Origin of the sequence: Pseudomonas sp. NCCP-436 (genome assembly GCF_019656335.1) — a bacterium.
Lineage (GTDB): Bacteria > Pseudomonadota > Gammaproteobacteria > Pseudomonadales > Pseudomonadaceae > Aquipseudomonas.
Genome location: NZ_BPLZ01000002.1, coordinates 236,061 through 250,342, shown reverse-complemented (window position 1 = coordinate 250,342; position 14,282 = coordinate 236,061). Strand labels below are relative to the sequence as shown.

13 protein-coding genes are annotated in these 14,282 nt (G+C 61.3%); 5 read left to right on the top strand and 8 right to left on the bottom strand.

All coding sequences use genetic code 11. The features are described 5' to 3' along the window. Nucleotides 1–5 precede the first annotated feature (5 nt). From NCCP436_RS03265 to ybaK, 3 genes are all read right to left on the bottom strand, one after another. The gene (locus NCCP436_RS03265) at nt 6–812 is read right to left on the bottom strand and encodes a PhzF family phenazine biosynthesis protein (RefSeq protein WP_220802358.1); all 807 of its coding nucleotides are present in this window, start codon (nt 810–812) and stop codon (nt 6–8) included. Between the two features lie 94 nt (nt 813–906). Next, nucleotides 907–2,394, bottom strand: a complete 1,488-nt coding sequence (glpK, locus tag NCCP436_RS03260) for a glycerol kinase GlpK (RefSeq protein ID WP_220802357.1) — start codon at nt 2,392–2,394, stop codon at nt 907–909. A 112-nt stretch (nt 2,395–2,506) separates the two neighbouring features. Next, nucleotides 2,507–2,977, bottom strand: coding sequence for a Cys-tRNA(Pro) deacylase (gene ybaK, locus NCCP436_RS03255; protein ID WP_220802356.1), 471 nt, complete (start codon nt 2,975–2,977; stop codon nt 2,507–2,509). A gap of 149 nt (nt 2,978–3,126) precedes the next feature. On the opposite strand from ybaK, the gene NCCP436_RS03250 reads away from it, so the two are divergent. The 3 genes from NCCP436_RS03250 (at nt 3,127) to bfr (ending at nt 6,276) form a co-directional block, all read left to right on the top strand. Further along, the gene (locus NCCP436_RS03250) at nt 3,127–3,885 is read left to right on the top strand and encodes a DeoR/GlpR family DNA-binding transcription regulator (RefSeq protein WP_220802355.1); all 759 of its coding nucleotides are present in this window, start codon (nt 3,127–3,129) and stop codon (nt 3,883–3,885) included. Nucleotides 3,886–4,015: 130 nt separating this feature from the next. After that, nucleotides 4,016–5,545: a glycerol-3-phosphate dehydrogenase gene (gene glpD / locus NCCP436_RS03245; protein ID WP_220802354.1), complete on the top strand. Its 1,530-nt coding sequence runs from the start codon at nt 4,016–4,018 to the stop codon at nt 5,543–5,545. A gap of 260 nt (nt 5,546–5,805) precedes the next feature. After that, complete coding sequence (bfr, locus tag NCCP436_RS03240; protein WP_220802353.1) at nt 5,806–6,276, top strand: bacterioferritin; 471 nt, start codon at nt 5,806–5,808, stop codon at nt 6,274–6,276. A gap of 34 nt (nt 6,277–6,310) precedes the next feature. On the opposite strand, the gene NCCP436_RS03235 is transcribed toward bfr, so the two are convergent. After that, nucleotides 6,311–9,394 carry an efflux RND transporter permease subunit gene (locus NCCP436_RS03235; protein ID WP_220802352.1) on the bottom strand — a complete coding sequence of 1,028 codons (3,084 nt, stop codon included), beginning with the start codon at nt 9,392–9,394 and terminating at the stop codon, nt 6,311–6,313. 6 nt (nt 9,395–9,400) lie between these two features. After that, entirely contained in the window at nt 9,401–10,501 is a 1,101-nt protein-coding gene (locus tag NCCP436_RS03230) for an efflux RND transporter periplasmic adaptor subunit (protein WP_220802351.1), read from the bottom strand. A gap of 141 nt (nt 10,502–10,642) precedes the next feature. Between NCCP436_RS03230 and NCCP436_RS03225 the strand changes: the two genes are divergently transcribed. Beyond that, nucleotides 10,643–11,293 (top strand): TetR/AcrR family transcriptional regulator, encoded by a 651-nt coding sequence (locus NCCP436_RS03225; protein WP_220802350.1) that lies wholly within the window; start codon nt 10,643–10,645, stop codon nt 11,291–11,293. Nucleotide 11,294: 1 nt separating this feature from the next. On the opposite strand, the gene NCCP436_RS03220 is transcribed toward NCCP436_RS03225, so the two are convergent. Next, on the bottom strand, nt 11,295–12,083 hold the full coding sequence (locus tag NCCP436_RS03220; RefSeq protein WP_220802349.1) for a class I SAM-dependent methyltransferase: 789 nt from the start codon (nt 12,081–12,083) through the stop codon (nt 11,295–11,297). 105 nt (nt 12,084–12,188) lie between these two features. On the opposite strand from NCCP436_RS03220, the gene NCCP436_RS03215 reads away from it, so the two are divergent. After that, complete coding sequence (locus tag NCCP436_RS03215; RefSeq protein ID WP_259651432.1) at nt 12,189–12,953, top strand: hypothetical protein; 765 nt, start codon at nt 12,189–12,191, stop codon at nt 12,951–12,953. A gap of 41 nt (nt 12,954–12,994) precedes the next feature. On the opposite strand, the gene NCCP436_RS03210 is transcribed toward NCCP436_RS03215, so the two are convergent. Next, on the bottom strand, nt 12,995–13,864 hold the full coding sequence (locus NCCP436_RS03210; RefSeq protein ID WP_220802348.1) for a DUF72 domain-containing protein: 870 nt from the start codon (nt 13,862–13,864) through the stop codon (nt 12,995–12,997). 23 nt (nt 13,865–13,887) lie between these two features. Beyond that, nucleotides 13,888–14,235, bottom strand: a complete 348-nt coding sequence (locus NCCP436_RS03205) for a hypothetical protein (protein WP_220802347.1) — start codon at nt 14,233–14,235, stop codon at nt 13,888–13,890. Nucleotides 14,236–14,282 lie beyond the last annotated feature (47 nt).

Below are 14,282 nucleotides of genomic sequence, written 5' to 3'. Positions count from 1 at the left end.
CTTCGTCAAATCAGCAGCCGACCACTGGCGACATGCCGTGCATGGCCGGCAATCTTTACCCGCTCGCCCTCCAGCCGACAGAACAGTTCGCCGCCGCGCGCCGAACACTGTGCCGCATGCAGCGTGTCGCGCCCCAGACACTGCGCCCAGTAAGGCACCAGCATGCAGTGCGTCGAGCCAGTCACCGGATCCTCATCAATGCCGATGGCCGGGGCGAAATAGCGCGAGACGAAGTCATACTGCCGGCCGGCGGCAGTAACCACCACACCCAACCCCGGCAACGCGGCCAGTGCCGGCAGCTTCGGCTTCAGCTCACGTAGCGCCACCTCGGAATCCAGCACCAGCATCAGTTCCTGCACCTCACCATCGGCATCGGCTAGCGCCAGCACTTCTTGGAGCGGCAGGCCCAAGGCCTCCTGCGCCCGTTCGCGCAGATCCGACGACACCGGCACGGTCGGCCGCACCGGGAAATCCAGCTCCAGCAGTTCCCCCTCACGGGAGACCTGCAGCACACCGGATAGACAGGTGAAGCGCAGCACCGGTCCCGGCTCGCCGTACAGGTCAAACAGGGTCTTGGCCGCCGCCAAAGTGGCGTGACCGCACAGCGGCACCTCGCTCAGCGGCGTAAACCAGCGAATATGCCAGGCCTCGTCCTCCCTCACCAGAAAGGCGGTTTCCGCCAGATTGTGCTCCGCCGCAATGCGCTGCATCAGTTCGTCGTCAAGCCACTGCTCAAGTCGGTAGACGATAGCGGGGTTGCCGGAAAACGGCTGCTGGGTGAAGGCATCGATCTGGTGATAGGACAACGGCATGCAAGGGCTCCTACTGCGTGATCACTCAAGGCATCAGCATGCCCGGCAAAAGCCTCCGGCAACAGACACAGCTGCCGGAGTACAGATGACAAAATCAGCCTTCGCTGCGCACCCGTTTCACCGCATCCAGCCAGCCGGCATACAGGCGCTCGCGCTGATCGGCCTGCATTCGTGGCTCAAAACGCTGCTGACGGTGCCAGTGACTGGCGATAGCCGCCAGATTCGGGTACAGCCCCAACTGCAGCCCAGCCAGGTAGGCCACCCCCAGCGCGGTGGTTTCAGTCACCTCGGGACGCTCCACGCTCACACCGAGGATGTCGGCAAGAAACTGCATGACCCAGTTGTTCTCCACCATTCCGCCATCCACACGCAGCGCGCTGGGAGCGGCAGCGCCATCCTGGCGCATGGCCTCAAGCAGGTCGCGGGTCTGGTAGCACACCGACTGCAGGCCGGCAGTGACGATTTCCTTGATTCCGGTGTCACGGGTCAGACCGAAAATGGCGCCACGCGCCTTCGGATCCCAGTAGGGCGCGCCCAGGCCGGTGAACGCCGGAACCAGATAGACACCGCTGGCCTCGCCGGTGGCCTCGGCCAGCGCCTCGCTGTCACGGGCATGGCTGATCAGCTTGATGCCGTCGCGCAGCCACTGCACCGCCGCACCGGCAACAAAGATGCTACCCTCCACGGCATAGGTGACCTTGCCATTGAGACGGTAGCCCACGGTCGTAAGCAGGCGGTTGCGCGAACTGACCGGGTGCTCGCCGGTATTCTGCACCATAAAGCAGCCAGTGCCATAAGTACTCTTGACCATACCCGGCTCGAAGCAGGCCTGGCCGATCAGTGCCGCCTGCTGATCACCAGCCATACCTAGCACCGGGATGCTGGCCCCCAGTAACCCGGCCTCGGTTTGACCAAACTCGGCCGCGCAGTCCAGCACCTCGGGCAACAGACTTGTCGGAATATCGAACAACTGCAGCAGCTCAGCGTCCCACTGCTGGGTGTGGATGTTGAACATCAGCGTACGCGAGGCGTTACTGGCGTCGGTACGATGCACCTTGCCGCCAGTCAGGTGCCAAAGCAGAAAACTGTCGACCGTTCCGAAGCGTAATTCGCCGCGCTGCGCGCGCTCGCGGGCACCCGGAACGTTGTGCAGGATCCAGCGCAGCTTGGTAGCTGAAAAGTAGGGATCGATCAGCAGCCCGGTGCGCTCTGTCACCATCGCCTCGTGTCCCTGCTCCTTTAATGCAGCGCAGTACTCAGCGGTACGTCGATCCTGCCAGACGATGGCCGGATGAATCGGCTCGCCGCTCCGGGCATCCCAGACCAGAGTGGTTTCCCGCTGATTGGTAATGCCGATGGCACTGATCGCGGACGGATCCAGGCCACTGACACTGATTGCCTCCTTGCACACGGCAAGGCTGGACAGCCAAATCTCACGCCCGTCATGCTCCACCCAGCCGTCCTGAGGAAAGTACTGTCGAAACTCCTGCTGAGCCCGGGCAACCGGCAACCCTTGGTCATTGAAGATGATGGCACGGGAACTGGTGGTGCCCTGATCGATGGCTAGCAAGTAGTGAGACATGCGTAATTCCTTGTCGTTATCGATACAGCTGTGCTGTTGCCGCTGCCAACCGCCTGCGGCCTATGAAAATCCTGAGGTTGCCCCATTTGGAGCAACACGCATCAAGTATCGGTCAACCCTTGCCGATGGCGGCAAAGCATGCCTGGGTATGCTTTGCCAGCGTCTCGGCCGAAAGCTCCAGCTCCAGGCCACGTCGGCCACCACTCACGTGGATACTGGCATGCTGCCGTGCCGACTGATCAATGAAGGTGCGCAGGCGCTTCTTCTGGCCCAACGGGCTGATACCACCGACCAGATACCCGGTGGCACGCTGAGCTGCAGCCGGATCCGCCATCTCGGCCTTCTTTGCCCCGGCGGCCTGGGCCAGTGCCTTCAGATCCAGATTGCCTGCAACCGGCACCACCGCCACCAGCAGCTCACCCCGCTCGGTTACCGCCAACAACGTCTTGAACACTCGCTCCGGAGGCAGACCCAGCTTTTCCGCGGCCTCCATCCCGTAGGACGGCGCCTTGGGGTCATGCTGATAACTGTGTACACGGTGCTCGGCTCCGGCCTTCTTCAACAGATCAATTGCTGGGGTCATGTTCGTTTACGAAAATACGATGTTGGATTGCACTACATTAGCAGGCCAGAATCGCTCGTAGCTACTCCTCTCAGTCATCCAGCAGTCTGTCGTACTCGCCTAGCTTTTCGGCCTCCCCATATAATGAGTCACCCGTACAGGAAGAGCCCATGCATCTCGCGCCGCGCCAACACGACATTCTCAACCTCGCCCGCGAACGTGGCTACGTCAGCATCGACGAACTGGCCCAGACCTTCGCGGTAACCCCGCAGACTATCCGTCGCGACATCAACCAGCTCGCCGAACATGGCCTGCTGCGACGTACCCATGGCGGCGCCGCATGCGAATCCTCGAGTATCCAGAACACTGCCTACGGCATGCGCGCCGGCCAGATGCGCGAGGAAAAGCAGCGCATCGCCGAAGCCGTGGCGGCGCAGATTCCGGATCACGCCTCACTGTTCATCAACATCGGCACCACTACCGAGGCCATCGCTCGCGAACTACAGAGCCACAAGGGTCTGAAGATCATCACCAACAACCTGCACGTCGCCGCTCTGCTCAGCAGCAAGGCCGATTTCGAAGTACTGGTGACTGGTGGCACGGTGCGTAGCGACGGCGGTATCGTCGGTCAGGCCGCAGTAGATTTCATCCAGCAGTTCAAGGTCGACTACGCCATTGTCGGCATCAGCGGCATCGATGACGACGGTAGCCTGCTGGATTTCGACTATCAGGAAGTCCGCGTCTCCCAAGCCATTATCGACAATGCCCGACAGGTGTTCCTCGCCGCCGACTCGAGCAAGTTCGGTCGCAACGCCGTAGTACGCCTGGGCCCCATCGCCCTGGTCGACCGGGTTTTCACCGACAGCCCACCCTCGGCCGCCATCACCCGCCTGCTGCACAACCACAAGATTCAGCTCGACCTGGTCTGAGTTCCTCCTCTCGCGCCCCATCAACGCCCGGTGCGAAAGTGCGCACCGACTGGCGTAGACGCGCTTACTCGCCTAGAATATTTTCAATATCGAAAATATAGAATTCGAAAATACTAAACGAGCGAGTCCTATGCCACATCTACCGTTCGCCAGCCCCATTGCCGAAGTCTACGATCTTGCCGTTGTTGGAGGCGGCATCAACGGTACCGGCATCGCCGCCGACGCAGCCGGCCGAGGACTAGCGGTGTTCCTTTGCGAAAAGGATGATTTGGCCAACCACACCTCGTCGGCCAGCAGCAAGCTGATCCATGGCGGCCTGCGCTACCTGGAGCACCACGAATTCCGCCTGGTACGCGAGGCCCTGGCCGAGCGCGAGGTACTTCTGGCCAAGGCTCCACATATCGTCAAGCCAATGCGTTTCATCCTGCCGCACAGGCCGCATCTGCGCCCTGCCTGGATGATCCGTGCCGGACTGTTTCTCTACGACCACCTGGGAAAACGCAAGCGCCTGCAGTCTTCGCGCGGCCTGCGCTTTGCCGACGACAGCCCGCTGAAGGCGGAAATGACCCGCGGATTCGAGTACTCCGACTGCTGGGTCGACGATGCTCGTCTGGTGCTACTCAACGCCATGGCGGCACGTGAACATGGTGCTCACGTCCACACCCGCACACGCTGCGTCAGCGCAAGACGCAGCAAGGGACTGTGGCATATCCATCTTGAGCGCTGCGATGGCAGCCTGCTGTCGATCCGCGCCCGTGCCCTGGTCAATGCAGCCGGCCCCTGGGTCGCCCGCTTCATCCGTGACGACCTGCAACAACCCTCGCCCTACGGTATCCGCCTGATACAGGGCAGCCACATCATCGTTCCGCGTCTGCACGACGGCGAGCAGGCCTATATCCTGCAGAACGAGGATCGCCGCATTGTCTTTGCCATCCCTTATCTGGATAGATTTACCCTGATCGGCACCACCGATCGCGAATACCAGGGCAATCCGGCCCAGGTGTCTATTACTCCGGAGGAAACCGACTATCTGCTGCGGGTGGTTAATGCGCATTTTCGCAAACAGTTGAGCCATGCCGACGTGCTGCACAGCTTTGCGGGAGTCCGCCCGCTGTGCGACGACGAATCAGACGACCCGTCGGCCATTACCCGCGACTACACCCTGTCACTTTCAGGTGGTGCCGGCGAGGCGCCGCTGCTGTCAGTCTTCGGCGGCAAGCTGACCACCTATCGCAAGCTGGCCGAGTCCGCCCTGGCGCAACTGGCGCCCTACTTCCCGGACATGGGGGTCAGCTGGACTGCCAGCGCAGCCTTGCCGGGCGGAGAAGGGCTACGCAACCCGACAGAACTTATCGACGCTCTCTGCCAGCGTCATGCCTGGCTCGAACGCAGCCTGGCCCAACGCTGGGCTACCAGCTACGGCAGCCGTGTCTGGCGTCTACTTGAAGGGGTAACCACACAGGCTGACCTTGGAGAACACCTCGGCGGCGGCCTCCATGCCCGAGAAGTGGACTACCTTTGCCAGGAAGAATGGGCCCGCAGCAGTGCCGACATTCTCTGGCGGCGAAGCAAGCTCGGTCTCTATCTTTCGCCAGCCGAGCAGACGCGGCTGGACGAATATCTGAAACGTCTGACGCCCTGTCCTGCTCATATGACCTGAAGCGTCATATCCACCTGCCCTGCTCTGCGGGGCTTTTTATCGAAATAAAAATTACCGGAGTTATTCAAAAAGACCCGCAATGCAATAAACCGTCCGAACTTTATCAAGTCAATTCAATGATTTGCTCTCTCGATGCGGAATTAAACCATTCTTATTATTTTTTAATTTCACTTAGGTTTCAATAACTTAGGTTTGACACAAGAAGAAGATCGGCAGTAGATTGAAATTCGTCACGGTTATTGAAAAGTGCAGGAGCTGTCATGAAAGGCGACAAGAAGGTCATTCAACACCTGAACAAGATTCTTGGTAACGAACTGGTCGCCATCAACCAGTACTTCCTGCATGCACGCATGTACGAAGACTGGGGCCTGAAGAAACTCGGCGATCATGAGTATCATGAGTCCATCGACGAGATGAAGCACGCGGATCGGCTGATCAAACGCATTCTGTTCCTCGAGGGCATTCCAAACCTGCAGGATCTGGGCAAAATCCTGATCGGCGAGAATACCCGGGAAATGCTGGAGTGCGATCTGAAGATCGAGCACAAGGCACATGCCGACCTGAAGGAAGCCATCGCCTACTGCGAAAGCGTCGGGGACTATGCCAGCCGTGACCTTCTGGAAGATATTCTGGAGTCAGAAGAAGACCACATCGACTGGCTGGAAACCCAACTGAGCCTGATCGATGCGGTCGGCCTGCAGAACTACCTACAGTCACAAATGGACGAGTGATTCACCTCTGCGAAATAAGCACGGAGGCAGCACCTTAGCCCTGCGCTCCCGGCTCGCTCTCGCGGACCCGGAACCACGCCGCATACAACGCCGGCAGGAACAACAAGGTGAGTGCCGTGGCCACCACCAGGCCGCCCATGATGGCCACGGCCATCGGCCCGAAGAAAACACTGCGCGACAGCGGAATCATCGCCAGCACTGCAGCCAGCGCAGTCAGTACGATGGGACGAAAACGCCGCACCGTCGCCTCGATGATGGCTTGCCAGCGATCGCGCCCCTGGCTGATGTCCTGCTCGATCTGATCCACCAGAATGACCGAGTTGCGCATGATCATCCCGGCCAGAGCGATGGTACCAAGCATGGCAACGAAGCCGAACGGCTGGCGGAAAATCAGCAGGAACAGAGTGACCCCGATCAGCCCCAGCGGCGCGGTGAGAAACACCATAGCCGAACGCGAGAAACTCTTGAGCTGCAGCATCAGTAGCGTCAGCACCACCACAATGAACAGTGGAATACCGGCGTTCACCGACCTCTGGCCACGCGCGGAGTCTTCTACCGTACCGCCTACCTCCAGCAGGTAGCCATCCGACAGCTCGGCGCGGATTGGCTCCAGCGTAGGCAGGATCTGCTGGGTCAAGGTGACGGGCTGCTGCGGCCCGTAGATATCGGCGCGAACGGTCACCGTGGGCAGGCGGTTGCGATGCCAGATGATGCCTTCCTCGAAGCCATATTCCAGCGTTGCCACCTGCGACAGAGCAACCTGCCGACCACTGTCGGTCGGCACCGCCAGGCTCGGTAGCAGGCTCAGCGACTTACGCTCATCCGGCGTGCCGCGTTGCAGAATTTCGATCAGCTCGTTGCCTTCGCGATACTGACTGACGCTGGTGCCAGACAGCGAACCCTGCAGAAAACGCGACAATTGAGCGGTATTGACGCCCAGTGCGCGTGCACGATCCTGGTCGATATTCAGGATCACCACCTTGCTCGGCTCTTCCCAATCCAGATGCACGTTAACCACGTGCGGGTTCTCACGCACCTTGTCCGCCACCTGGCGGGCCAGCGCACGCACCTCATGAATGTGCTCGCCGCTGACGCGAAACTGGATGGGATAGCCCACTGGCGGACCATTCTCCAAACGACTGACCCGACTGCGCAGGTTCGGGAACTGCTCGTTCAGCACCTGTATCAGCCAACTGCGCAACTGCTCACGCTCCTCGATACCTTTCGCCAGTACCACGAACTGGGCAAAGCTGGCCGCAGGCAGTTGCTGGTCCAGAGGCAGATAGAAACGTGGTGAACCGGTACCGACGTAGGCAACATAGTTGTCGATGCCCGGCTGCTCCCGCAGCAGACTTTCCAGACGGCGCACTTCGGCCTCGGTGGCACTCAGCGAGGCGCCCTCCTCCAACTTGATGTCGACCATCAGCTCCATCCGCCCGGAGGCCGGGAAGAACTGCTGCGGGACGAAGCGGAACAGCAACACCGAGGCAACGAACAGGGCAATGGTCAGCAGGATCACTGTGCCACGGTGACGTACGCACCACTGCACAGTGGCCCGTACCCGACGATAGAAAGCTGTTGCATAGGGATCGTGATCGGCCTCGCCAGCGCCGTTCCGCTCGGCATGACGTTTCGCCAGATCCGGCAGCAACTTGTCCCCCAGATATGGCACGAACATCACAGCGGCAATCCACGAGGCAATCAGCGAGATGGCTACCACCTGGAAAATCGAGCGGGTGTATTCGCCAGTACCGGACTGGGCGGTGGCGATAGGCAGAAAACCGGCGGCGGTAATCAGGGTGCCGGTGAGCATCGGGAAGGCCGTACTGGTCCAGGCAAAGCTGGCCGCCCGGAAGCGATCTAGGCCCTGCTCCATCTTGATCGCCATCATCTCCACCGCAATGATCGCGTCGTCCACCAGCAGACCAAGCCCCAGCACCAGCGCTCCAAGGGAAATCTTGTGCAGGCCAATGCCCATGTAATACATGGCAGCAAAGGTCATCGCCAGCACCAGAGGAATCACCAGTGCCACCACCAGGCCGGTACGCAGACCAAGGGAAAAGAAACTGACCGCCAGCACGATTACCAGGGCCTCGACCAGCACCTTGACGAACTCACCTACGCCGGTTTTAACCGCAGCCGGCTGATCCGATACCTTGTGCAGCTCCATCCCCACTGGCAGGGTCTGCTGCAGGCGGGCGAACTCCTGCTCCAGCGCCTTGCCCAGCACCAGGATGTCGCCACCGTCCTTCATCGACACTGCGATGCCAATGGCGTCCTCGCCCATAAAGCGCATGCGGGGCGCAGGCGGGTCGTTGAAACCGCGCTTGACCTCACCCACATCGGAAATGCGGAAGGTGCGATCACCGACCCGGATGGGGAAGTTGCGGATTTCATCCACCGACTCGAAGCGGCCAGTAACCCGCAGCTGAATCCGCTCGCTGGCGGTCTCGAAGAAGCCTGCTGCCGCCACCGCATTCTGCGCTTCCAGAGCCTGCTGTACCGCCGACAGCGGCAGGCCGAGGGTCGCCAGTTTGGTATTGGAAAGCTCGATCCAGATCTTTTCGTCCTGCAACCCGATCAGCTCGACCTTGCCAACGTCCTTGACCCGCTGCAGCTGCAGTTGCAGGCGATCCGCGTAATCCTTGAGCACTGCGTAGTCGAATCCGCTGCCACTCAAGGCATAGATGTTGCCGAAAGTAGTGCCGAACTCGTCATTGAAGAACGGCCCCTGAACACCGGGCGGCAGAGTATGGCGGATGTCACTGACCTTCTTGCGCACCTGATACCAAAGCTCGGGAATTTCCGCGCTGCGCATGGAGTCGCGTGCGACAAAGGTGACCTGGGACTCACCCGGGCGAGAGAAACTGATGATCTTGTCGTACTCGCCGGTCTCCATCAGTTTCTTCTCGATGCGCTCAGTGACCTGGCGCGAGACCTCTTCGGCGCTGGCGCCCGGCCAGTTGGTGCGGATCACCATGGCCTTGAAGGTAAAAGGCGGATCCTCGCTCTGCCCCAATTTGGTGTAGGACAACGCCCCGACCACGGCGAAAAGCAGCATGATGTAGAGGACGATCTGACGGTGGCGTAGCGCCCATGCCGAGAGATTGAAGCTCATCCGCGCTTACTCCTTGCTCAGCTCAACGGCACGGTTTTCCCGATCTACCGGTCGTACCGACTGCCCCTCACGGAGTATCTGCACCCCGGCCGCCACCACCCAATCGGAGGCCGATAACCCCTCCAGCACCGGAACCCGGTCATCACCATAGGCGCCGATACGCACCACCCGGCGCTGCACTGTCTGCGTCTTAGGGTCGATGACCCAGACGAATGGCTGGCCCTGCTCGGCACTAACGGCCGACAGCGGCACAGCCAGCGGCACCTCTGCATGACTGGCAATGAATACCCGCGCGCTCTGCCCAAGCTCTGCCGGCACCTCGCCCTCGCTGAAGGCGACGCGCGCGGCAAAGGTACGCGACTGCGGATCGGCGGCCGGTGCCATCTCGCGGATACGACCGGAGAAACGCCGATCCGGCTGCGACCAGAGCTCAACCTCGACCACCTGACCAATCGAAAAACGCCCGATGCTCTGCTCCGGCAGGCTGATGGAAACTTCACGCTCGCCATCAGCAGCAAGGGTGAATACGGCCTGCCCGGCTGCCACCACCTGTCCTACCTCCACCGAACGTCGGGCGATCACACCGTCCTGCGAGGCACGCAATACCGCGTAACCGGCCTGATTGCGGGCCACATCGTACTCGGCTCGCACCTGTTTGAGCCGCGCCTCGCCAGCGCGGTACTGATTCTCGATGCTGTCGAACTGCGAGCGGCTGACCAGGTTGCGCCCCAGTAGCGCCTTGTAGCGCTCGCGCTCGGCGCGCACGGTCTGCAGATTGGCCTCTGCCGCCGTCACCTGAGCACGAATGGCCTCCAGCTGCAGGCGCACATCCTGTGGATCCAGCTCGGCCAGCGGCTGGTCCTTCTTCACCCGATCACCGACTTCCACCAGGCGTCTGGCCACCTTGCCGGCGATACGGAAGGCCAGTTCCGGTTCGTAGCGAGCGCGAACCTCCCCTGGATAGCTGTCAACCAGTGCGCTGGCCGGCTGCGGCTGCACCACCAGTGCAGGGCGAACCGACTCTTGTGGCGGCTCGCTATTGCCGCAAGCCGACAACAGCAGCGCTAAACCCAGTAACGCAGTGAGAGAAGGATGGTAGCGGGACATGTGTCTGAAACCGTTCAGAGAAGGTGGAAGAGACCTACGAGCATCCTGCGCGCGACCAGCACCACAGTGCCCTTGGGAATATTTATACTGGCCGGTATAGTAAAAATAGCAAACCCGCCAGTCCAGTTTTAAAACTCGCCAATGCCTGACAAGTTGTTGCAATCCACCGGCCCAGGCCGACCGAAGGATCCCGCCAAGCGTCGTGCCATTCTGGATGCGGCCAAGACACTGTTCCTCCGCCACGGATATGAGGGCAGCAGCATGGATGCCATCGCCGCCGAAGCCGGGGTTTCCAAACTTACCGTGTACAGTCACTTCACCGACAAGGAGACGCTGTTCTCTGCCGCCATCAAGGCCAAGTGTCAGGAGCAGTTGCCGGAGTTGTTGTTCCAGTTGCCGGAAGAAGAAGCACCACTGGAAAACCAGCTGATAGATATCGCTCGCGGCTTCCTGGCGCTGATCAACAGCCGCGAATCGCTGGAAATGCACCGGATGATGGTGAGCCTGGCCAACCAGGGCTCGAAGCTGTCCCGCACCTTCTACGAAGCAGGCCCCAAGCGCGTGCTGGAGGAAATGGCGTTACTCCTGCGCAAGGCGGATCAGCGTGGCCTGCTGCAGGTGGAGGATCCACTGCGGGCCGCCGACCACTTCTTCAGCCTGCTCAAGGGTGGCGCACACTTCCGCCTGCTGATCGGTTGTGCCGCCCCACTGAGTGAGGAAGAAGCGGAAGCCCACGTGCAGGACTCGGTACAGCTTTTCCTGCGCGCCTACCGCGCAGGCCAGACAGGCTGACTCAGTCAGTCGCCACCAGCTTCTTCTTCGGGTAGATGTCATAGCGGCTGGACTTACCCTCCAGCACATAGCCAGGACGCACACCCTCGATAGCTGGCGCCTTGCGTGGACGCTTGACGACCACCCGATGGCTTGCCAGTGCCAAGGCCGCCTCCAGCAGAGCTGGTGCATCCGTGTCGTCGCCGACGAAGGGCCGGAACAGACGCATCTCCTTTTTCACCAGAGCGCTCTTGTCGCGATGGGGAAACATGGGGTCAAGGTAGATCACCTGTGGTGCCAGTGGCTCCTGCCAGCGCTGCATCAACTCGATGGCATCACCATCCAGCAACCGCATGCGGGCAACGATTGGCGCCACCTCCGGATCGCATCGGGCTCGCTGCAAACCGTCCGCCAGCAGCGCCGCAACCAGCGGCTGGCGCTCTATCAGAGTCATCTCGCAACCCAGGCTGGCCAGTACGAAGGCATCGCGACCGAGGCCTGCCGTAGCATCGAGGATGCGTGGGCGAATGCCTGGCTGAACACCGACCGCCTTGGCGATCATCTGCCCGCTACCGCCGCCAAACTGGCGCCGGTGCGCCATCGCGCCCTCAACAAAATCCACCCGCACAGGCCCCGGGGCACGTTCCCCCAGCTCGACCAATTGCAGGCCGTCGTCCCCAAGTTGCAGGGCATACTCCGCCTCCCCGCCCATAGCCAGCCCCAGGCGCGCGGCCCACTCCTCGGTCGCCTCGGCATGACGGGGATCCAGGGACTGGATACAGATGCTGGCGTTATACCGCTGGTCGGACATCGGTGCGTTCTTCCCGGACATGACTCAAACCATCGACCATATGGCCGATAACCAAGATGCACATTCTGCCAGAGCCGGCGCCCATCGACCGCATCGGGAGATAGCATGATCGACAGCATCCAGTCCCCACGCCATTCCGCCAGCACCGCCAGCCCGCGTTCGCTGGAGCAGGATCTTGAACAGGCGACCCGCGAATCTGTCGACTACCAGATCCTGCGTCGCACGCTCGGCATCGAGCAGGAGCCGTCGGAACAGGTAGCCGATGAGCTGCGCCAGGCCAGCGAAGCACCGGAGGCGGCCTTGCAGGCCGAGGCCTTCAGTCGGCGCCTGGTGGAGCAGCGTAGCCTGGAGCTGCAGGTAAATGCCGAGCCAGTACCGCAGCAGATCGACCCGCTGGTTCTGGACCTGGCCGGGAACGGCTTTTCCACTAGCGGCCTCAGCCGTCCGGTACGTTTTGACCTGGATGCCGACGGACGTCTCGATCAAATCAGTGTTCCTACCGGCGACGATGCCCTGCTGGCACTGGATCGCAACGGCAATGGCCGCATTGATGACGGCCGCGAACTGTTCGGCGACCAGCATGGGGCCGCCAACGGCTTTGCCGAGCTGGCACGTTTCGACGAGAATGGCGACGGCCGTATCGATGCGGCCGATAGCGTCTTCGAGCAGTTGCGCCTGCTGCGCTTCGATGCTCTAGGACGTCAGCACCTGCAAAGCCTTGCCGATTCCGCAGTGAGCGCCATAGAACTGCATGCCCGCGATATCCATCAGGCACTGGGCACCTACGACCGGATTGCTCAGCTTGGCCAATTCGAATTCAGCGACGGTCGCCAGGGGCAGGCCGCCGACCTGTTGCTGGCCAAGCGCTGAATCCCTGTCCAGGCGACTAAACGCCATCGACCATAGCCAGCTCAGAGCAGGTCAAGCTGATGCAGCGCTGGAGCAGCATCCAGCTCCGGCAGTTCGGGCAGCCCCGGCAGGCGCTGCATAAGGCCCTCATGAAAGCGCCGGGCCAGTTGCGGAGCCAGACGGTTGTCCGAGGTGTGGGCAAACACATAGGGAGACAAGCCCTGTTCAATCCAGCCGGCGACCTTGTCCAGCCAGGGCGCCATAAAGGGATCATTGGCCAGTAGCTCTGGATGGCCAATAAAGCGCAACTGCGGGCTGCTGCTGAAGGCCGTTGGTCGGGTGGGGCGACGCGGCTTGCGCGACTGGGCATGCAGCACCGCACTGTCCTTTGAGGTACAACTGAACAAGGCACGAGTGTCCAGGCAGATGCGCTCGACTCCCCGCCCCAGCAGCAGGCAGTTAAGCGTGCGCTCGGCCTCGCCCTTAGCGAAGAATTCGACATGCCGTGGCTCAACCGCCAAAGGCCAATCTCCCCAGGCCTCAAGGAAAGCGGCCAATTCAGCCAGGCGCGATGGGCCGAAGCTGGCCGGCAACTGCAACCAGTACGGGGCCACCCGAGCACCAAGTGGCGCAAGCAGCTGCCGAAAGCTGGCTACTTCGTCCAGTTGCCGGCACAGATCCTCGGCATGACTGATGTCACGCGGCAGCTTGGCACAGAAACGGAACTCGGCCGGCATTAGCTCGGCCCAGCGCGCTACAGTCTGCGCAGAAGGACGAGCATAGAAGGTGGTATTGCCCTCCACCGCATTGAACACACGGGCATAGCTGGTGAGGAAATCAGCCGAACGCGCATCGTCGGCGTACAGCGAGCCGCGCCAGGCAGCTTCGCTCCATGACGGACAGCCGAGCCGGTACGGCAGAAGGGCATTCATCGGGCGGTCAAGACAGCAGATTTTCAGGCGTAGAGATCGAGCCCGAGCACTTCCTGGGCATCGTAATCCTGGCCGTAAGCTGCAGTTGCACTGTAGCTGGCCAGTGCTTGTGTGGTGCGGCTGCCTGGAACGGCGTCGTACAGAAGCTGCCCGCTTCGGACACTGCTCGGCAGGCTGTCGGTACCGGGCTGGCCAGGCTGCACCCGGCGAATCTGCGCAACCGGCTCCAGCCCCTGGCTGACGGCCGGTGCTACCGGTTGCTCCTGACGAACCTCGGCCTCGTGTTGCGCTTCGCGATAGGGCGTGACCGCTGTCCCCGAGCGGGGCCCACGATCCGGCGAGTACGGAGGAAGGAAACCGTCGATGCGCATCTGGAAACGTCCGCGAAAGCTCTATGCAGCTACTGATGCAGGCAATG